This is a genomic window from Pseudomonas sp. GM79 (assembly GCF_000282495.1).
Taxonomy (GTDB): domain Bacteria; phylum Pseudomonadota; class Gammaproteobacteria; order Pseudomonadales; family Pseudomonadaceae; genus Aquipseudomonas.
Genome location: NZ_AKJE01000024.1, coordinates 35,903 through 54,259, shown reverse-complemented (window position 1 = coordinate 54,259; position 18,357 = coordinate 35,903). Strand labels below are relative to the sequence as shown.

Here is an 18,357-nt window from a genome sequence, read left to right as displayed (position 1 = left end):
TATGTCCTTGAACGAATTTCTGAGTCACAACTCGCTGGCCTTCGTGATCACCGCATGGGTGATCGGTTTGCTGATCGGCAGTTTCCTCAACGTGGTGGTCTGGCGCCTGCCGAAGATGCTTGAGCGTGAATGGCGCTTGCAAGCCCATGACGTCCTGGATTTGCCACCCGAAGCCCCCGGCCCGGCTTACAACCTGATATTGCCTCACTCCGAGTGCCCCGACTGTGGCCATCGGATTCGAGCGTGGGAAAACATTCCCGTGCTCAGTTATCTGTTTTTACGCGGGCGATGCTCGAACTGCGCGACGCCGATCAGCAAACGTTACCCGCTGACCGAACTGGCCTGCGGCGTGCTGTCAGCGTTCGTCGCCTGGCATTTCGGTTTCGGCTGGCAGGCCTGCATGGTGCTGGTCCTGAGCTGGGGCCTGTTGGCGATGAGCCTGATCGACGCCGAGCACCAGTTGTTGCCGGACGTGCTGGTGCTGCCGTTGATATGGCTGGGATTGATCGTCAACAGTTTCGGGCTCTTCGTTTCACTGCATGACGCGCTCTGGGGCGCGGTGGCCGGCTACATGGCGCTGTGGACGGTGTTCTGGCTATTCAAGCTGATCACCGGCAAGGACGGCATCGGCTACGGTGACTTCAAGCTCTTGGCGATGCTCGGCGCCTGGGGCGGCTGGCAGATCCTGCCGCTGACCATCCTGCTGTCATCGCTGCTGGGCGCCATCATCGGGGTGATTTTGCTGCGCCTGCGGGACGCAAAAACCTCGACGCCGCTGCCCTTTGGCCCCTATCTGGCGATTGCCGGCTGGATTGCCTTGCTCTGGGGTGGTCAAATAACCGGCTTCTATTGGCAGTTTGTCGGTTTGAAATGAATACCCCTGTGGAAAAACCCTGGATTCTCGGCCTGACCGGCGGCATCGGCAGCGGCAAAAGCGCGGCCGCCCAGCACTTCATTGATCTGGGCGTGCACGTGGTGGACGCCGATCATGCGGCTCGCTGGGTGGTCGAACCCGGTCGCCCGGCACTGGCGAAGATCGCCGAGCACTTTGGCCCCGGCGTGCTGCAAGCCGACGGCCAACTGGATCGCGCGGCGCTGCGCAAGCTGATCTTCGAAGTGCCGGATGAACGCCGCTGGCTCGAAGCACTGTTGCATCCGCTGATCGCCGAAGAAATCGTCCACCATCTGGCCAAGGCACAATCGTCTTACGCGATTCTGGTTTCGCCGCTGCTGATCGAGTCCGGGCAGTACGCCATGACCCAACGGGTCCTGGTGATCGATGCCCCGGAACAGTTACAGATCGAGCGCACCCTGCAGCGTGACCAGACCAGCGAACAGCAGGTCCAGGCGATCCTCAAGGCACAGTCCAGCCGACAGGACCGCGTGAACCATGCCGACGATGTGGTGGTCAACGACCGCGACCTCGCCTGGCTGCACAGCGAGGTCGAACGCCTGCATCACTTTTACCTTACTTTGCGTGGAGGCCAGTCATGAGCCAAACCCCAACCGTCGATTGCCCAACCTGCGGCGCCCCTGTCGAATGGAGCCCCGAGAGCAAGTTCCGGCCATTCTGTTCGGACCGTTGCAAACTGATCGACCTGGGCGCCTGGGCGTCGGAAGAACACAAGATCCCGGTGCCTCCCGATGCCGAGGACGAGATGTTCAGCGGCGACTTCGACCCGCGCCACTAATCCCGCCCCTCAGGGCCGCATAAAGCCATAGTCCTGGCCCTCGTCGAGGTTCTCGGCGAGAAACCGCAACTCATCGGCCAGGTCTTCTATATTGCGTACCGCCTTGCTCTGCTGCACTACCGCACTGAGCAAGGCGCGCAAGCTCAATCCCGGATCGAAGCCCACCTCTTGCGCCACATCCAGACTCTGACGCAACTCCTGCCGGGCCCACTCATACACACTCATGCCATTGCTCCTGAAGGTTTTCCAGAGCATGGATTCGGCAACGTTTTCTGGATTTGATGTGGATCAAGATTTGGGATCGTCGTCTTTCCAGGGCGCCGAAAGGTAGCGGGTGCGATTGAACGTCTCCAGCCATTCGGGGCAGAACACCACCAATGCACTGACCACCATGCCGTTGATAAACGCTTCCGGGAAAATCAGTAGCCACAGGTAGCCGACAAAATCTGTCAGCCAGTACGGCATGGCGAAACGTTCGTCATACCACAGCAGCGTGAGCGCCAGAGTCAGGCACAACAGGGCCGACAACGCAGCGGCAAAAAAACCGGAACAGAAGATATACACAAAGGGATTACGCGGTTGCGCGCGCTCCACCAGGATGGCGCAGCACTCGGTGACCAGCACCGGCAGCAGAATCAGCAGCGCGCCGTTGACCCCCATGGCCGCCATGTCCTGCCGCCCCAGCAGGACCAATCCCGTTTGCGCGACCAATCCGCCGACAATCGCCAACGGCCAATCCAGCAGTAACGTCACCGCCGTCATGCCGATGAAGTGGTAGGACACGCCGGTGTCGAAGTCCCGTCGCACCAGCCAGAGCATGAACAGCGCGAACACCGTGCCGAACAATAGATGCTGGCGGCGGCTGTCGCTGAACAGTTCGACCCAGGGTGCTCGCGCAATGGCCCAGATCAGCACCGGTACGTAGATCAACCACCCCACCGTCAGGGTTTCGGAGGACAGTAACTCGGCACCGATCATGGCTGGGCACACTCCCTTGTCTTGCCGAAAGAGAACAGGGCCTTAGTCTACACCGCCCTTCGTATGCCCTTCGACTTCAGGTCGGCACACACAATTGTGGTGAGAGGATTGGGGTACATATCCGTTTTTGCGGTAACGGCTACCTATGGTTCCGCCCTTACGGCGAGTCACTTTCGAAAAGCGCGAAAGTAACCAAAGCGCTCTTGCCCCTTTCGTTCGGTGCGTGAGGCGTGCATCGCAAAAGCAAAAGCGAGGCGGCCTACCGGCCGGCCTGACTTCAAGTGCACGCATTTCCCTGTAGGAGCTGTCGAGCGAAGCGAGGCTGCGATCTTTTGATCTTGCCGTGGCTCTGCTTTGGTTTTTGATCTTGATCTGCCCCTTTCCCTGAGGCCGAACGCAGGCGTTGCGCAGGGGGCTCCGCGGCATGGATACCGCGGTAGCCGCCCCCGCCGTAAGGGCGGAACCATAAGCAGCCATTACCGCAGAAACGGATATGTACCCGATCAAAAAGAACCAGCGATTGTTACGTTTCCTGTAAGGCTGAATCAGGCCGAGGCCCCTTTATCGGTCGTGGGCAAAGCCTAGAATTGAGCCATCGAAATCAACACGGAGTACGGAAAAATGAAAACCCTGATCAGCCTGTTTTTGACCCTCGCCGCCACCTCGATCTTGGCCGCCGGCAACGAGCCAGCCGCCACCTCGTACAACCCGGCGCAGCCGCTGGACATCGCCAAGGTGGTTTCAGTGACGAACACCGCAACTGCCTGCGGGGTTGTGCCTGCGACCATGGAATATGTCGATCATCAGGGCCAGACCCATCGCGTGACATACGAAGTCATGGGTGACTGCACCACAGATCTGTGACCGCGGGCTCATAACAGCTTCCACGTGTAGCTGAGGATCAGGCGGTTTTCGTCGATATCACTGCGGTAGTTGGAACGCGCCATCACATTGCGAACACGGATGCCGAGGCCTTTGAGGCTGCCGCTCTGCAGCACATAACCGATGTCCAGATCGCGTTCGCGGTCCTTGCCTTCAAAGCCCTTGCCGGTGTCGACGTTATTGCCGGTGATGTAACGCACGGTGCTGGTCAGGCCGGGCATGCCGAGGGCCGCGAAGTCGTAGTCGTAACGCGCTTGCCAGGAGCGTTCATCGGTGTAGGCGAACTCGTAGGTCGGCACTTCATTGCCCAGTGGCGAGATGTTGGCAAACACCCGCGGGAAGGCGCTGTCGCCGAACATGCCCTGATAGCCGAGATAAAACGTGTGGCCGCCGCGCTTGGCCGACAGCAAGGAGAAGAACGCCTGGTTGTCGATATTGCCCAGCAACTTTTTGCCGTCTTCGCGCGAATCGTAATAGCCGAGGTTGGCACCCAAGGTCCAGTCGCCCATCGGCTGGCTGTGTTTAAGACCGAGAAAGCGCTGGCTGTAGATATCTTCCAGTTGCCCGAACCAGGCACTGACCGAGCTGCGTTTGTCATTGAAGGCGTAGTCGGCGCCAGCAAAGTTGAAACCATCGCTGCTGACCTGACGCTGCGGAACATGACCGAGCATGGCTTGCATCTTTTCGTCGCCGGCCTCGTTGCGCAGGCTGGTTGAATTCAAGTGGCCGCCTTGCAAGGTCAGGCCATCGATTTCACTGGAGCTGATGCTTGCGCCCTGATAGCTGGGCGGCAGCAGCCGGATATCGCTGAAGGCCAGCACCGGCAGGTTGGGTTGCAACTCCCCCACTTTCAACTCGGTCTTGGAGTAACGCATCTTCAGCGCACCTTCCAAACGGCTGTAATCATCTGCCGCGCGACCATCATCGTGCACCGGCAGCAAACCGGTATTGACCCGGTCCGGGCTGCTATCGAGTTTGAGGCCAAGCAGGCCGATGACATCCACACCAAAACCGACCGGGCCCTGGGTATAACCGGATTTGACGTTGAGGATGAAGCCCTGCGCCCACTCTTCAGCCTTCGACTGTTGATTGGCCCCGACGATGTCCGAGAAGTCCCGGCTGAAGTAATAGTTACGCGCCTGCAAGGTGGCCGTGGTGTCTTCGATGAAGCCGCCCTCGGCGGCCATTACGCCACTGGAAAAACCCGAGACGACCGCCAGGGACAACACTGAACCGGTTGCTGGAAAAATCTGTTTCATCGCTGTTCTCTTATTGTTATTGATCGACAGGTTGAAGTGCTCCACCCGTGGCGGATTCGCCGCGAGGGATGGTGAAAACGGACAAGGATCGGGGTTGCGGTTACTTACTCGATCAGCGCGCCCCGCTCCTGCGCAGGAGCCGCTTGAGTCGCCGGCACGGGGCGCCGGGCACTCAACAGCACGTGCGTGACCATGCCGAAAATCAGCCCCCAAAAAGCGGCGGACAAACCAAACAACGACATGCCCGAGGCGGTGGTGAGAAAGGTCACCAGCGCGGCTTCGCGATCACTCGGTACGGCCATTGCGCCGGCCAGCGCCCCGGCTATCGCCGCGAACAGCGCCAGCCCGGCCAGGGCTGCGATCAGCTCCTTGGGGAACGCCGAAAACAACGAAACCAGCGTGGCACCGAAGATCCCCAGCACCAGGTAACACAGCCCGCCCACTACTCCAGCCACATAGCGTTTGCGTGGATCTTCATGGGCCTCGCGACCGGTACAAATGGCCGCGGTAATCGCCGCCAGATTCAACCCGTGGCAACCGAACGGCGCCAACAGCGCAGTGCCCAACGCGCTGCTGGCGATAATCGGGCCGGCTGGCGTTGGGTAGCCGCTGGCACGCAGCACCGCCATGCCGGGAACAAACTGGCCGGTCAGCGCCACCATCACCAGCGGCAAGGCGACATTCAGGGTCGCACTCAGGCTGAACGCGGGGGTGATCCATACCGGTGTGGCCAAACCGATCACCAGTGCTTCGCGGTGCAAATCACCGGCGAGAAACGCAATCGAACAACCCACCAGCAGCACCATCAACACCGCATAGCGCGGCATCACCCGCTTGCAGATCAGGTACGTGGCAAACATCGCCAGCACCAGCAGCGGCTTGCCTTGCAGCGAGACGAACAACCCCGTGCCGAAGCTGAACAGAATCCCCGCCAGCATCGCCGCCGCAATCGCCCCGGGCAGTTTGCCGATGATCCGGTCAAACGCCCCCGACACCCCGACCAGAAAGATAATCAGGCTGCTGATCAGGTAAGCGCCCACCGCCTCCGGCATGGAGATCCCCGGCAACAGGGCCACCAGCAACGCCGAGCCCGGTGCCGACCACGCGATGATCACCGGAACGCGGTAACGCAGGCTCAAACCGATGCCGAGCACGGCGCTGCCGATGGAAATCGCCCAGACCCAGGACGACAACACTTCCCGCGAGAGGTGCGCGGTCTCGGCGGCCTGAAAGATGATCACCAAGGGGCCTGCGTAGGAAATCACCGTGGCGATGAATCCGGCGACGGCAGCAGACAGGGAAAAGTCCTGGAATAACGCTTTCATGAAACCTCGCCGCAAGACGCGTCAGGCGATCCGTGGCACAGGCCCGGTCGCTCTTGTTCGGAAAAATGTGTGGGTGACCAGGCCGGCGACACGGCCGGGTTCAGGCGCTGGTCGGCGCCAGCGTCTGGGCGGCACCTTTGGCGCTGCGCTGACTGCTGATGGCGAACACGGTCATGGCGAGAGCGGCCACCGCACCGGGCAAGGCAAACGCCATGAAGTTCAGTTGCAGCGGCAGACTGATCCCCAGCAAGGCACCGCCCAGCAGCGGACCGACGATCGCGCCGTTGCGGCCGATGCCCGACGCCCAGCCCAAACCGGTGGAGCGGATGGTCATGGAGTAGAACTGCGCGGCGCAGGCGTACAACAGAATCTGCGAACCGATGGTGGTGGCGCCGGCAAGGGCGATCAGCAGGTACAACACCGGCATCGGGCTGTTGAAGCCCAGCAAGGTGATCGATACCGCAGCAACGACGAAGAACACCGCCAACACACGCGGCAGGTTGAGCTTGTCGCCGAGTACGCCACCGCCGACCGCGCCGAAAATGGCACCGAAGTTGAGTACCAACAGGAACGACAGACTCGAGCCCAGGCTGTAACCGGCGTTGGCCATCAGTTTCGGTAGCCAGGAACTCAAGGCGTAGACCATCAGCAAGCAGCAGAAAAACGCCAGCCACAGCATCAGCGTGCGCAGCGCACGACCCTCGCGGAACAGTTGCAACACCGGGGTGCCAGTGCCCTTCACTTCGCTCATGTGCAACTGATCGCTAGCGAGTGCAACGTAAGCCGGGTCAACCCGCTCCAGAACGTTACGCGCCTCTTGATTGCGCCCCTGACGCAGCATGAAACCCACCGATTCAGGCAGGAAGTACATGATTAACGGCAACAACAGCAACGGCAGCACCGCCACGTAAAACACCGACTGCCAGCCGAAACTGGGGATCAGTACGATGCCGAGCCCCGCCGAGAGCATGCCGCCCACCGAGTAACCGCTGAACATGATCGCCACCAGCGTGCTGCGGATTTTCTTCGGCGCGTACTCGTTCATCAGCGCCACGACATTGGGCATCACCCCGCCAATGCCCAGCCCGGCAATGAACCGGCAGAGGCCAAACTCGGTGGGGTTACGAGCAAAACCATTGAGCACGGTAAAACCGCTGAAGAGCATCACGCACAGGGTGATGGCTTTCTTGCGGCCGATCTTGTCCGACAGCGGGCCGAAAAACAGCGCCCCGAACATCATCCCGAACAGTGCATAACTTCCCAGTGCGCCAGCTTGCAAGGGACTGAGCCCCCACTCTTTCATCAGCATCGGCAACACCACACCGTAGATCACCAAATCGTATCCGTCGAAGATGATGATCAGGGCGCACCAGAACAGCACCATCCAGTGAAAGCGGTTGAATCGAGCGTTGTCGATCACCTCATGTACGTCGATCTTGCGCATGGCATCTATCTCTTGTTGTTGTTTTTTTAAGAGTCGGTAACGCGGCTAACGTCCGTACAGCCGAGGGTAGAGACGCCGGGCACGGGGCAATAGCCGCTTTGCGCAGATCGCTATCCGTTTTGTGCAATGCCCTGTAGCAATCCTGTAGAGGGTTGATTCATGGACTAGACTCACGCGGTTGGTGATGGAGTTGAACGTCAAGAGCAGAGGGCCGTCCACGACTGACGCCAGGTTTGCTCGAAGCAATGCGCGATCTGCAAGCTGATAGCTGCACCTGCAGGGTCCATCTATCGGTAGTCAGCGACTGGCATAGGTGAGGCTTGGGTCATGGCAAAGGACAAGAAGAAAACCCCTGTTAAAAGCAACTCCGCTGAACCCTTGAAACTGAAGAACAAAGACTATCTTGAGCAGTTACGCCGACTGCATGTCGAACTGGTCAAGTTGCAGGAATGGGTGAAACAAAAGGGCATCAAGATCTGTATCGTCTTCGAAGGGCGGGATGGCGCCGGCAAGGGTGGGACGATCAAGGCGCTCACTGAGAGGGTGAGCCCGCGTGTCTTTCGGGTGGTGGCGCTACCTGCACCGACCGATCGCGAGAAGAGCCAGATGTATATACAGCGCTACCTGGCGCACATGCCCGCGGCTGGCGAAGTGGTGATCTTCGATCGTAGTTGGTACAACCGCGCAGGGGTCGAGCGTGTGATGGGATTTTGTACCGATGATCAGGTGACCCGTTTCCTGGCCCTGGCCCCCCTCATGGAACGCATGATGGTCGACTCGGGCGTCATGCTGTTCAAGTATTGGCTGGAAGTCAGCGAAGAGGAGCAGACTCGCCGGCTCGAGGCGCGGATCAAGGATGGCCGCAAAACCTGGAAACTGACGCCCATGGATCTCAAGTCATACAGCCGCTGGTATGACTACTCGCGCGCACGTGACGACATGTTCAAATGGACCGACACCGATCATGCTCCGTGGCTTGTGGCCAACTCGAACGACAAGAAGCGGGCTCGCCTCAACATCATCTCTGATTTGCTCAGCCGTATTCCGTACAAGAATGTACCGCGCGAGAAGGTGATTTTGCCCAAACGGCAGAAATCAGGCGGCTATCGTGAACCGGATTATCCGCTGCGGCGAATTCCGGAAAAATTCTGACCGGCACGTTCAAGCGGATCTGCGCTGTACACCAAAGGGCCACAGTCCTATGAGCCATTCGGATGCTTCGCCTCCCGTCCCGGAACCGGGACGCATTGCCCATCGCAACACCGGCGGCGACACCGGTTGGAGTCGTTGGCTGCCCGGACTACGCACGCTGCGCGGTTACAAAATAACCTGGTTGCGGCACGACCTCGTGGCCGGACTGGTGCTGACCACGATGTTGGTGCCTGTCGGCATCGCCTACGCGGTGGCATCGGGCGTACCCGGCATCTATGGCCTTTACGCGACCATCGTTCCGCTGCTCGCTTATGCGCTGTTCGGACCCAGCCGGATTCTGGTGCTGGGGCCGGATTCCTCGCTGGCTGCCGTCATTCTCGCCGTCGTGCTGCCACTGTCCGGCGGTGATCCGCATCGTGCCATCGCCCTCGCGAGCATGATGGCGATCGTATCGGGGGTGGTGTGCATCCTGGCCGGCATAGCGCGCTTGGGCTTTGTCACGGAGCTTCTTTCCAAACCGATCCGCTACGGGTACATGAACGGGATCGCGCTGACGGTATTGATCAGCCAACTGCCCAAGTTTTTCGGTTTTTCGATTGAATCCGACGGCCCGCTGAGAAACCTGTGGGCGATCGCTACAGCGATAATGGAGGGGAAAACCAACTGGGCCGCCTTCATGGTCGGCGCAGCTACTCTGGCGGTGATCCTGTTGCTCAAGGGCAACAAGCGCGTGCCGGGCATTCTGATCGCCGTGGCAGGGGCGACCGTCGCCGTGGCTGTGCTGGACCTTGCAGCGCGTGCGGGAGTGTCAGTTCTTGGCTCTCTTCCGCAAGGCTTGCCTGCGTTCGCCATCCCCTGGATCACCCGCGATGACATCGTCCCCGTCCTGATCGGCGGCTGCGCCGTTGCCCTGGTTTCGTTCGCCGATACCAGCGTGCTCTCACGTGTCTATGCGGCGCGGACCCGCACCTATGTGGACCCGAACCAGGAAATGGTGGGCCTCGGCGTCGCCAACCTGGCCGCCGGATTTTTTCAGGGTTTTGCGATCAGCAGCAGTTCGTCACGTACGCCCGTGGCCGAGGCTGCAGGCGCCAAAACCCAGTTGACCGGCGTCATCGGCGCGCTTGCTGTTGCCTTACTGCTGGTGGTGGCACCAGACCTGTTGAAGGATTTACCTACCAGCGCACTGGCTGCGGTGGTGATCGCCTCCGCCATCGGCCTGATTGAAGTCACCGACCTGCGACGCATTTATCGAATCCAGCGTTGGGAGTTCTGGCTGTCAATCGTCTGCACCATCGGCGTGGCCGTGCTGGGTGCGATCGAGGGGATCGGCCTGGCCATCGTGATCGCCGTCATCGAATTTCTGTGGGATGGCTGGCGTCCTTACTCTGCCGTCCTGGGACGCGCAGACGGCGTGAAGGGTTATCACGACATCAAGCGCTATCCCGACGCGCGCCTTGTACCCGGCCTGGTCCTGTTTCGCTGGGATGCGCCGTTGTTTTTCGCCAACGCCGAGTTGTTCCATGACCGAGTGCTGGACGCCGTGGCTGCATCGCCTACGCCAGTGCGCTGGCTGGTTGTTGCGGCGGAACCCGTCACCAGCGTGGACGTGACCTCCGCCGACATGTTGGCGGAACTGGACGAAACGTTGCACGCGGCGGGTATCAAGTTGTGCGTGGCCGAGATGAAGGACCCGGTCAAGGACAAGCTGAAGCGATTCGGGCTTTTTGCGCGGCTTGGCGAAACAGCGTTCTTTCCAACAATAGGCTCTGCAGTCGACAGCTATCTCGCGATACATCCGGTGGATTGGATGGGTCGGGAGGACAAGAGTCGCTGAGCGGCATGTTCACCGGCTCACTTGCGACCAGGGCTGGACTTACCAAATGCAGGCCCTTGCCACTCTCTACAGGAGGTAATCCATGGTTCCCATACCCATGCTCGAAAAGGTTTTTTCCCGAGACCTGCTCGATGTGCTGATTCGTGCCGGAGTGATTGCCGTTCTGGTGATGTTCTGCTTTCAGATATTCAGCCCGTTCCTCGATCTGATGCTGTGGTCGGTGATCCTGGCAATCACCCTCTACCCCTTGCAAGTCAGGTTCAAAAGCAAGATGGGGAATAAAGACGGGCTCACCGCAACGCTGATCGTATTGGTCGTCATCAGTATTCTTATGGTGCCTATTTATTTGTTGGGAGCCTCGATTGCGGATTCCGTGGAGAAGGTCATGACCATGGTCAAGACCGACAGTTTCCATATTCCGCCACCCTCCGATGCGGTAGCCAGCTGGCCACTGGTGGGCGAGCCTATTTATAACTTGTGGGCGCAAGCCGCCACTGACCTGCCCGATCTGGCACACAAGTTCATGCCGCAGATCAAAGGTGTCAGCCTCTCCCTGCTGAGCAAGCTTGCGGGTGTCGGCATGGGGCTCCTTTTATTCATCGTCGCCCTGATTGTTGCCGGTATTTTTTTAGCGTATGGAGAAAGCGGCCATCGTAGCGCGGTGCAAATCGTTACGCGTTTCAGCGGTCCGATCAACGGGCCGAAAATCGCCGATCTGTGCACCGCGACCATCCGGGCAGTGGCGTTGGGGGTGGTCGGCATCGCGTTCATCCAGATGCTGTTGGTGGGCATCGGTTTTGTGTTCATGGGCGTCCCCGGCGCCGGCCTTCTCGCCTTGGCAGTGCTGCTTCTTGGCATCATGCAGTTACCGGCCACCCTGATTACCCTTCCGGTCATCGTCTTTGTTTTCATGAGCGAAGGTGCCAGTACGGCGACCATTGTGTTTGCCATTTATGTCTTCATCGCGGGATTGGTCGATAACGTCCTCAAACCGCTGCTGCTGGGTCGTGGTGTCGATGTGCCGATGCCCGTGGTGCTGATCGGCGCCTTGGGCGGCATGGTCACGGGCGGTATCCTCGGCCTGTTTATCGGCCCTGTGATACTCGCGGTCGGCTATCAGCTGTTCTGGGAATGGGTGGATCAAGCGCAAGAACCCGGGCCAGATAATCAGGGACAGACCTGACACGGCGACAGAGGATATTCGGTGATGAACACCCATAGGCATGCCAGAAAAAACGGCTGAAGAAATCCCGACAGACTTTTTTCTTTTGCGACAGACTTATTATTCAGATCACATTTGAACGCTAAGCTTGGGCCTATGGATGATTCAGATTATTTACGCCTGCTGACCATTGCGGCCGAGCAAGCCAACACGTTCCTCTCCAATGCCCGCAAATGGGAGCGTGAGCGTTGGGTTTGCCAGCGCCTGCTGCAAGGCCTGAACATTCCCTATCGCGCCGACGAATTTGCCCCCGCCGGGGAGCCACCGGACGTGTTGTTCCGCGACGCGAACTTCGAAGTGTTCTTCGTGCTCGACGAGGGCCGACGCCTCAACGACGAATGGCGCGACGAGCTGCAACGTCGACGCAGCGCGTTTTCCCTGAGCCAGCTAGTGCGCCGCGAGGCGAAGCCCCGGCGCATCCCGGCCAATGAATTTCTGCTGAGACTGGCGCCGACCTTGCGCAAAAAAGCCCACAACTACAAAGAGCGTGGCATGGACCTGGGGGATCTGGACATCATCGCCTTCGCCAGCCTCAAGCGCGAAGTGCTGGACCTCAACAGCCACTTTCCGCCGCCCACCGAATACCTGCGTCAGGGCTGGCGCTCGTTGTCGCTGGTCGGCCCGACCTTCGCCCGAGTGTTGTTCGCCCACCCGGAAGCCCCGGATTTCCTGCGCAGCAACCTGGGGCGCAGCATCGTTTTCGACGTCGGGATCAGCCTGTGAGTCCGTTGCAGGAGTTGGTCGCCGAGTGTTACAAAGTGGAATCATTCGCCATTCCCGCCAGCAACTATGCTCCGTTCCATACCGGATAGGTCGCGACATCGCTGCGCGCTGTAGCGTCTACACATTCAGCAACGTCTACCTGACGAGGCCTTTATGACCAGCCGCCTGAACCCCGACGACCAGAAGCATGTCGAAGAGTACCTGAACCTGTCCCAGCACCAAGTCGAGCGCCGGCCTTTCCGGCCGTGGATGCTCCTGGTGCTGGTGTTGGCAGTGACCATGGGTTTAGGCCTGTTGAGCCGACTTATCAGTTACCTGACGCTATGAGCTGCATCGCGCTCGCTCGGTTGACTGCACCGATTTCTTTTAGCCTTGCGAGATATCCCCATGACTCATCGTATTGTCATCGTTGGCGGCGGCGCCGGCGGTCTGGAGTTGGCTACCCGTCTGGGTAAGACTCTGGGCAAACGCGGCACGGCCAGTGTAATGCTGGTCGACGCGAACCTGACCCACATCTGGAAACCGTTGTTGCACGAAGTGGCGGCAGGTTCCCTGAACTCTTCCGAAGACGAACTCAACTATGTTGCCCAGGCAAAATGGAACCACTTCGAGTTCCAGCTGGGGCGTATGAGCGGGCTCGATCGCGCACAGAAGAGAATCCAGCTGGCCGCCACCTACGACGAGGCCGGTCTGGAGCTGGTGCCGGCGCGTGAAGTGCCTTACGACTCGCTGGTGATTGCCGTCGGCAGCACCACCAACGACTTCGGCACTCAAGGCGCGGCGCAGCACTGTCTGTTCCTTGATACCCGCAAACAGGCTGAGCGCTTCCATCAGCAACTGCTCAATCACTACCTGCGCGCCCATGCCGGGCAAACCGACACGGTGCAACAAATCAGCGTGGCCATCGTCGGCGCCGGTGCCACCGGGGTCGAACTGGCAGCGGAACTGCACAACGCAGCCCATGAACTCGCGGCCTATGGCCTGGACCGGATCAAACCGGAAAACATGCACATTACCCTGATCGAAGCCGGGCCACGGGTGCTCCCTGCGCTACCGGAACGGATCGGCGGCCCTGTGCATAAAACCCTGGAGAAACTCGGGGTCAACGTCATGACCAATGCGGCAGTCAGCGAAGTGACGGCAGACAGCCTGATTACCGCCGATGGCCAAGTGATCAACGCCAGCCTCAAAGTCTGGGCCGCCGGGATTCGTGCGCCGGGCTTCCTCAAGGACATCGATGGCCTGGAAACCAACCGCATCAATCAGCTGCAAGTATTGCCGACCCTGCAAACCACCCGCGACGAGAACATCTTCGCCTTCGGTGACTGCGCGGCCTGCCCACAACCGGGCACTGATCGCAATGTGCCGCCGCGTGCCCAAGCTGCGCACCAGCAAGCTTCGTTGCTGGCCAAATCGCTGAAACTGCGGATCGAAGGCAAAGCCCTGCCGGAGTACAAATACACCGACTATGGTTCGCTGATTTCGCTGTCGCGTTTTTCGGCTGTGGGTAACTTGATGGGCAACCTGACCGGCAGCGTCATGCTCGAGGGCTGGCTGGCGCGGATGTTTTACGTATCACTGTATCGCATGCACCAGATGGCGCTATATGGCGCGTTCCGCACGGCGATGCTGATGCTGGGTAGCAAGATTGGTCGCGGGACTGAGCCGCGGCTGAAGCTGCACTAACACACATCCATTGTGGGAGCGGGCTTGCTCGCGAAGAGGTCAGTACATTCAACATAGATGTTGTCTGTGCTACCGCTTTCGCGAGCAAGCCCGCTCCCACATTTGTTCTTCATCAACCCGAAGATCTGTGTCTCACTGTATCTCCTCCACGGATTCCATCCCTTCGCTTACAAAGCCCCCCTTGCGCGACACAGTAGCGATACACCATGCCCGCTAAATGGCCACACCCGAGCAAGGCACTGCCTGCTTCGGTCATCGCCGCACTCACGTGGCGTCCTTTATCGAGCGGTTGTGTTGTGCAACCCAGGAGATTTGTAATGTCCCGTACCACTACTCTCAGCAAAAACACCGTTGGCCTGCTCGGCGCTGTCCTGGCCGGCGGCGTGATGTTGTCCGGCTCCGTATTCGCTTCGCAGCCGCTGACTCAAGGCTACCTGCTGGCCTCGGCGGAACAGGTCGTGAAGACGCCGGAAGGCAAATGTGGCGAAGGCAAGTGCGGCGATGCCTCGATGGCCCGGACCGATACCGATGATGACGGCCAGGTATCCCGCGCGGAGTTTTTGAAAGTGGCGCCCAAGGCCGATTTCGACAAGATCGACACCAACCATGACGGCCAAATCTCGGAACAAGAGGCTTTTGATAACGTGAAAGCCAACTACGAAGCCAATGGCAAAAAAATGCCAAAGGGCTTGTTCGAGCACCTGAAAGACAATAGTTAAGCCTCTGAAGGCCCAAGCCCTGCCTCTGCGTCGAGAAGCAGGGCTTTTTTGCATTTGCAGCAGACAAAAAAAATCCCCGTATCTTTCGATACGAGGATTTTTAATATGGTCGGGGTAAGGGGATTCGAACTCCTGACATCCTGCTCCCAAAGCAGGCGCGCTACCGGACTGCGCTATACCCCGGTAAAAAAAAGGCACCTTTTAAAGGCGCCTTCTGCGAACAGAGCTTTTGGCGTCTGATCTTAAGATTCGATTCCAGCGTTAACTGGTTTCAAAAATGGTGGGTCGTGTGGGATTCGAACCTACGACCAATTGGTTAAAAGCCAACTGCTCTACCAACTGAGCTAACGACCCAAAAATGGTCGGGGTAAGGGGATTCGAACTCCTGACATCCTGCTCCCAAAGCAGGCGCGCTACCGGACTGCGCTATACCCCGGTTTGAAATTGGCTCCGTGACCAGGACTCGAACCTGGGACCCAATGATTAACAGTCATTTGCTCTACCGACTGAGCTATCACGGAACTACACATTTCAATTTACAACTTTGAAGCTTTACTGCGTTCTCTTCGACCCGTTCGCATCGCTGCGTTCGTGTGTCTGAGGCGCGCTATTCTACAATCTTCAGCACCTCTGTCAACCCCCTAAATTGCTTTCAAGTTAATGATTTGCAACTTATTTTGGATTCCAGCTTGGGGAGCGGAAACCCTGGCGGGTGACTGACTGCGGGGCGCACTTTACAAGCCTTTTCCTTTGAGTTCAACAGCCTGGCGAAAAAAAGGCCTCGCGATGCGAGGCCTCTTTCAATTTCTGCCGGCGGGAATCAGACGAAAACGATTTCGTCGTTTTCCACGGTGCCCTTGGCCGTCTCGCCTGGCATGTATCGACCCGACAGAATCAGCTGTGCCAACGGGTTCTCGATCCAGCGCTGGATCGCCCGTTTGAGCGGCCGTGCGCCATAGACCGGGTCGTAACCGACGGCGATCAACTTATCCATCGCTTCCGGGCTCAGCTCAAGCTTCAGCTCGCGCTCGGTCAGGCGGCTACGCAGACGACCCAACTGGATCTCGGTAATGCCGGCGATCTGATCCCGAGCCAGCGGCTCGAAAATCACCACTTCGTCGACCCGGTTGATGAACTCCGGCCGGAAGTGCGTGGAAATCGCATCCATCACCGCAGCCCGCTGCGCTTCGCGATCCCCTACCAGCTCCTGGATCTGCACCGATCCGAGGTTGGAGGTCATGACAATCACCGTATTTTTGAAATCCACCGTGCGGCCATGGCTGTCGGTCAAACGGCCATCTTCGAGCACTTGCAGCAAAATGTTGAACACGTCCGGGTGGGCCTTCTCGACCTCGTCCAGGAGGATCACCGAATAAGGCTTGCGACGCACTGCCTCGGTCAGGTAACCGCCCTCTTCATAGCCCACGTAGCCCGGTGGCGCACCGATCAGTCGAGCCACGGAATGTTTCTCCATGAACTCGGACATGTCGATCCGCACCATCGCCTCTTCGGTATCGAACAGGAATTCGGCCAGCGCCTTGCACAGCTCGGTTTTGCCGACACCGGTCGGGCCGAGGAACATGAACGAACCGCTCGGGCGATTCGGGTCGGACAACCCGGCGCGGGAACGCCGCACCGCGTTGGAGACAGCGATCACCGCTTCGTCCTGACCGATCACACGCTGGTGCAACAGGCTTTCCATCTTCATCAGTTTTTCGCGCTCGCCCTCGAGCATTTTCGCCACGGGGATGCCGGTCCACTTCGACACGACTTCAGCGATCTCTTCTTCAGTCACCTTGCTGCGCAGCAACTGGTTTTCGCTTTTGCCGTGCTGGTCGACCATTTGCAGGCTGCGCTCCAGGTCCGGGATCACCCCGTATTGCAGCTCGGCCATGCGGTTCAGGTCGCCTTTACGGCGTGCGGCTTCCAGTTCCTGACGGGATTGTTCGATTTTCTGCTGGATCTGCGCCGAACCCTGGACTTCGGCTTTTTCCGAGTTCCAGATTTCTTCGAGATCCGAGTATTCGCGCTCGTGACGGGTGATTTCTTCCTGCAGTTTTTCCAGACGTTTCTTCGCCGCGTCGTCGCTTTCTTTCTTCAGCGCCTGGGACTCCACCTTCAGCTGAATCAGGCGACGCTCCAGGCGGTCCAGCACTTCCGGCTTGGAGTCGATCTCCATGCGGATGCGGCTGGCGGCTTCGTCGATCAGGTCGATGGCTTTGTCCGGCAGCTGGCGGTCGGTGATGTAGCGATGACTGAGTTTGGCCGCGGCGATGATCGCGCCGTCGGTGATCGCCACCTTGTGGTGAACCTCGTAACGCTCTTTCAGGCCGCGCAGGATGGCGATGGTGTCTTCTTCGCTCGGCTCATCCACCAGGACTTTCTGGAAACGCCGCTCAAGGGCCGCATCCTTCTCTATATATTGGCGGTACTCGTTGAGCGTGGTCGCGCCGACGCAGTGCAGTTCACCACGAGCCAATGCGGGCTTGAGCATGTTGCCGGCGTCCATCGAGCCTTCGCCCTTGCCAGCGCCGACCATGGTGTGCAGTTCGTCGATGAACAGAATGATCTGCCCTTCCTGCTTCGACAGTTCGTTGAGCAAGGATTTGAGGCGTTCTTCGAACTCGCCGCGGTATTTGGCACCGGCAATCAGCGCCCCCATGTCCAGAGACAACAGACGCTTGCCTCTCAGGCCATCCGGCACTTCGCCATTGATGATGCGCTGGGCCAGGCCTTCGGCGATGGCGGTTTTACCCACGCCAGGCTCACCGATCAGCACCGGGTTGTTCTTGGTGCGGCGCTGCAGGACCTGAATGGTGCGGCGAATTTCGTCGTCACGGCCGATCACTGGATCGAGCTTGCCTTCTTCGGCGCGCTTGGTCAGGTCGATGGTGTATTTGTCCAGCGCCTGGCGTGATTCTTCGTGGTTGGCGTCATTGACTGCCTCACCGCCGCGCAGGTTGTTGATCGCATTTTCCAGGGCTTTTTTGCTCACGCCCTGGCCCAGCAACAATTTGCCGAGCTTGCTGTTCTCGTCCATCGCGGCGAGCAGCACCAGTTCGCTGGAGATGAATTGGTCACCCTTCTGCTGGGCCAGGCGGTCAGCCTGGTTGAGCAGGCGCGCCAGATCCTGGGACATGTTCACGTCGCCGGTCGGGTTCTGGATTTTTGGTAGCTGATCGAGGGCTTTGGTCAGCTCTTTACGCAAGCTGTTGACGTCAAAACCCACCTGCATCAGCAGCGGTTTGATCGAACCACCCTGCTGTTCAAGCATGGCCTGCATCAAATGCGCCGGCTCAATGGCCGGATGATCGAGGCCGACGGCCAGGGATTGGGCGTCGGACAAGGCTAACTGCAACTTGCTGGTTAAACGGTCTATACGCATGGGTCACCTTCCTTTTGAGCAGGCCGGACCTATAAACATCCTGAATGAAGAAAC

At 59.1% G+C, this 18,357-nt stretch carries 17 protein-coding genes and 4 tRNA genes; 11 read left to right on the top strand and 10 right to left on the bottom strand.

Annotated elements, in window-relative coordinates; genetic code table 11:
• Nucleotide 1: 1 nt before the first annotated feature.
• The 3 genes from PMI36_RS24570 to yacG are packed head-to-tail and all read left to right on the top strand — an operon-like array spanning nucleotide 2 to nucleotide 1,691.
• On the top strand, nucleotides 2-874 hold the full coding sequence (locus PMI36_RS24570) for a prepilin peptidase (RefSeq protein WP_008068471.1): 873 nt from the start codon (nucleotides 2-4) through the stop codon (nucleotides 872-874).
• The gene (gene coaE / locus PMI36_RS24575) at nucleotides 871-1,494 is read left to right on the top strand and encodes a dephospho-CoA kinase (RefSeq protein ID WP_008015123.1); all 624 of its coding nucleotides are present in this window, start codon (nucleotides 871-873) and stop codon (nucleotides 1,492-1,494) included. Before PMI36_RS24570 ends, coaE begins: the two co-directional genes overlap by 4 nt.
• Complete coding sequence (gene yacG, locus PMI36_RS24580; RefSeq protein ID WP_008015124.1) at nucleotides 1,491-1,691, top strand: DNA gyrase inhibitor YacG; 201 nt, start codon at nucleotides 1,491-1,493, stop codon at nucleotides 1,689-1,691. The genes coaE and yacG overlap by 4 nt, the downstream gene beginning before the upstream one ends.
• 9 nt (nucleotides 1,692-1,700) lie before the next feature.
• Here yacG and PMI36_RS24585 read toward each other — a convergent pair whose 3' ends face one another.
• Nucleotides 1,701-1,916, bottom strand: a complete 216-nt coding sequence (locus PMI36_RS24585; protein WP_007938959.1) for a hypothetical protein — start codon at nucleotides 1,914-1,916, stop codon at nucleotides 1,701-1,703.
• 63 nt (nucleotides 1,917-1,979) lie between these two features.
• Nucleotides 1,980-2,669 carry an energy-coupling factor ABC transporter permease gene (locus PMI36_RS24590; protein ID WP_008068468.1) on the bottom strand — a complete coding sequence of 230 codons (690 nt, stop codon included), beginning with the start codon at nucleotides 2,667-2,669 and terminating at the stop codon, nucleotides 1,980-1,982.
• A 621-nt stretch (nucleotides 2,670-3,290) separates the two neighbouring features.
• On the opposite strand from PMI36_RS24590, the gene PMI36_RS24595 reads away from it, so the two are divergent.
• The gene (locus PMI36_RS24595; RefSeq protein ID WP_008068466.1) at nucleotides 3,291-3,533 is read left to right on the top strand and encodes a DUF2790 domain-containing protein; all 243 of its coding nucleotides are present in this window, start codon (nucleotides 3,291-3,293) and stop codon (nucleotides 3,531-3,533) included.
• 8 nt (nucleotides 3,534-3,541) lie between these two features.
• Here PMI36_RS24595 and PMI36_RS24600 read toward each other — a convergent pair whose 3' ends face one another.
• The 3 genes from PMI36_RS24600 to PMI36_RS24610 form a co-directional block, all read right to left on the bottom strand.
• Nucleotides 3,542-4,810: an OprD family porin gene (locus tag PMI36_RS24600; protein ID WP_008068460.1), complete on the bottom strand. Its 1,269-nt coding sequence runs from the start codon at nucleotides 4,808-4,810 to the stop codon at nucleotides 3,542-3,544.
• Nucleotides 4,811-4,914: 104 nt separating this feature from the next.
• Nucleotides 4,915-6,135 (bottom strand): benzoate/H(+) symporter BenE family transporter, encoded by a 1,221-nt coding sequence (locus tag PMI36_RS24605; RefSeq protein WP_008068459.1) that lies wholly within the window; start codon nucleotides 6,133-6,135, stop codon nucleotides 4,915-4,917.
• A 100-nt stretch (nucleotides 6,136-6,235) separates the two neighbouring features.
• Entirely contained in the window at nucleotides 6,236-7,579 is a 1,344-nt protein-coding gene (locus PMI36_RS24610) for an aromatic acid/H+ symport family MFS transporter (protein WP_008068457.1), read from the bottom strand.
• A gap of 327 nt (nucleotides 7,580-7,906) precedes the next feature.
• On the opposite strand from PMI36_RS24610, the gene ppk2 reads away from it, so the two are divergent.
• The 7 genes from ppk2 (at nucleotide 7,907) to PMI36_RS24645 (ending at nucleotide 14,918) form a co-directional block, all read left to right on the top strand.
• A complete protein-coding gene (ppk2, locus tag PMI36_RS24615; protein ID WP_008068447.1) occupies nucleotides 7,907-8,731 on the top strand; it encodes a polyphosphate kinase 2 in 825 nt (274 codons plus the stop codon).
• 49 nt (nucleotides 8,732-8,780) lie between these two features.
• Nucleotides 8,781-10,568 (top strand): SulP family inorganic anion transporter, encoded by a 1,788-nt coding sequence (locus PMI36_RS24620; protein ID WP_008068446.1) that lies wholly within the window; start codon nucleotides 8,781-8,783, stop codon nucleotides 10,566-10,568.
• An 82-nt stretch (nucleotides 10,569-10,650) separates the two neighbouring features.
• Nucleotides 10,651-11,751 (top strand): AI-2E family transporter, encoded by a 1,101-nt coding sequence (locus PMI36_RS24625; protein ID WP_008068445.1) that lies wholly within the window; start codon nucleotides 10,651-10,653, stop codon nucleotides 11,749-11,751.
• 135 nt (nucleotides 11,752-11,886) lie between these two features.
• Nucleotides 11,887-12,513, top strand: a complete 627-nt coding sequence (locus PMI36_RS24630; RefSeq protein ID WP_007901952.1) for a DUF1780 domain-containing protein — start codon at nucleotides 11,887-11,889, stop codon at nucleotides 12,511-12,513.
• 153 nt (nucleotides 12,514-12,666) lie between these two features.
• Nucleotides 12,667-12,840 carry a DUF3094 domain-containing protein gene (locus PMI36_RS24635; RefSeq protein ID WP_007901951.1) on the top strand — a complete coding sequence of 58 codons (174 nt, stop codon included), beginning with the start codon at nucleotides 12,667-12,669 and terminating at the stop codon, nucleotides 12,838-12,840.
• A 60-nt stretch (nucleotides 12,841-12,900) separates the two neighbouring features.
• Nucleotides 12,901-14,199: an NAD(P)/FAD-dependent oxidoreductase gene (locus PMI36_RS24640; RefSeq protein WP_008068444.1), complete on the top strand. Its 1,299-nt coding sequence runs from the start codon at nucleotides 12,901-12,903 to the stop codon at nucleotides 14,197-14,199.
• A 317-nt stretch (nucleotides 14,200-14,516) separates the two neighbouring features.
• Nucleotides 14,517-14,918, top strand: a complete 402-nt coding sequence (locus PMI36_RS24645) for an HvfA family oxazolone/thioamide-modified RiPP metallophore (RefSeq protein ID WP_008068435.1) — start codon at nucleotides 14,517-14,519, stop codon at nucleotides 14,916-14,918.
• A 106-nt stretch (nucleotides 14,919-15,024) separates the two neighbouring features.
• On the opposite strand, the gene PMI36_RS24650 is transcribed toward PMI36_RS24645, so the two are convergent.
• From PMI36_RS24650 to clpB, 5 genes are all read right to left on the bottom strand, one after another.
• Nucleotides 15,025-15,101, bottom strand: a tRNA-Pro gene (locus tag PMI36_RS24650).
• A 95-nt stretch (nucleotides 15,102-15,196) separates the two neighbouring features.
• A tRNA-Lys gene (locus PMI36_RS24655) sits at nucleotides 15,197-15,272 on the bottom strand.
• A 5-nt stretch (nucleotides 15,273-15,277) separates the two neighbouring features.
• Nucleotides 15,278-15,354, bottom strand: a tRNA-Pro gene (locus tag PMI36_RS24660).
• A gap of 9 nt (nucleotides 15,355-15,363) precedes the next feature.
• Nucleotides 15,364-15,439 (bottom strand) — tRNA-Asn (locus tag PMI36_RS24665).
• A 299-nt stretch (nucleotides 15,440-15,738) separates the two neighbouring features.
• The gene (gene clpB / locus PMI36_RS24670) at nucleotides 15,739-18,303 is read right to left on the bottom strand and encodes an ATP-dependent chaperone ClpB (protein WP_008068434.1); all 2,565 of its coding nucleotides are present in this window, start codon (nucleotides 18,301-18,303) and stop codon (nucleotides 15,739-15,741) included.
• Nucleotides 18,304-18,357: the final 54 nt, after the last annotated feature.

Coding starts and splice junctions, on each gene's coding strand:
- yacG (WP_008015124.1), top strand. CDS start 1,491: ATGAGCCAAACCCCAACCGTCGATTGCCCAACCTGCGGCGCCCCTGTC.
- PMI36_RS24585 (WP_007938959.1), bottom strand. CDS start 1,916: ATGAGTGTGTATGAGTGGGCCCGGCAGGAGTTGCGTCAGAGTCTGGAT.
- PMI36_RS24610 (WP_008068457.1), bottom strand. CDS start 7,579: ATGCGCAAGATCGACGTACATGAGGTGATCGACAACGCTCGATTCAAC.
- PMI36_RS24605 (WP_008068459.1), bottom strand. CDS start 6,135: ATGAAAGCGTTATTCCAGGACTTTTCCCTGTCTGCTGCCGTCGCCGGA.
- coaE (WP_008015123.1), top strand. CDS start 871: ATGAATACCCCTGTGGAAAAACCCTGGATTCTCGGCCTGACCGGCGGC.
- clpB (WP_008068434.1), bottom strand. CDS start 18,303: ATGCGTATAGACCGTTTAACCAGCAAGTTGCAGTTAGCCTTGTCCGAC.
- ppk2 (WP_008068447.1), top strand. CDS start 7,907: ATGGCAAAGGACAAGAAGAAAACCCCTGTTAAAAGCAACTCCGCTGAA.
- PMI36_RS24645 (WP_008068435.1), top strand. CDS start 14,517: ATGTCCCGTACCACTACTCTCAGCAAAAACACCGTTGGCCTGCTCGGC.
- PMI36_RS24570 (WP_008068471.1), top strand. CDS start 2: ATGTCCTTGAACGAATTTCTGAGTCACAACTCGCTGGCCTTCGTGATC.
- PMI36_RS24625 (WP_008068445.1), top strand. CDS start 10,651: ATGGTTCCCATACCCATGCTCGAAAAGGTTTTTTCCCGAGACCTGCTC.
- PMI36_RS24620 (WP_008068446.1), top strand. CDS start 8,781: ATGAGCCATTCGGATGCTTCGCCTCCCGTCCCGGAACCGGGACGCATT.
- PMI36_RS24600 (WP_008068460.1), bottom strand. CDS start 4,810: ATGAAACAGATTTTTCCAGCAACCGGTTCAGTGTTGTCCCTGGCGGTC.
- PMI36_RS24630 (WP_007901952.1), top strand. CDS start 11,887: ATGGATGATTCAGATTATTTACGCCTGCTGACCATTGCGGCCGAGCAA.
- PMI36_RS24635 (WP_007901951.1), top strand. CDS start 12,667: ATGACCAGCCGCCTGAACCCCGACGACCAGAAGCATGTCGAAGAGTAC.
- PMI36_RS24640 (WP_008068444.1), top strand. CDS start 12,901: ATGACTCATCGTATTGTCATCGTTGGCGGCGGCGCCGGCGGTCTGGAG.
- PMI36_RS24590 (WP_008068468.1), bottom strand. CDS start 2,669: ATGATCGGTGCCGAGTTACTGTCCTCCGAAACCCTGACGGTGGGGTGG.
- PMI36_RS24595 (WP_008068466.1), top strand. CDS start 3,291: ATGAAAACCCTGATCAGCCTGTTTTTGACCCTCGCCGCCACCTCGATC.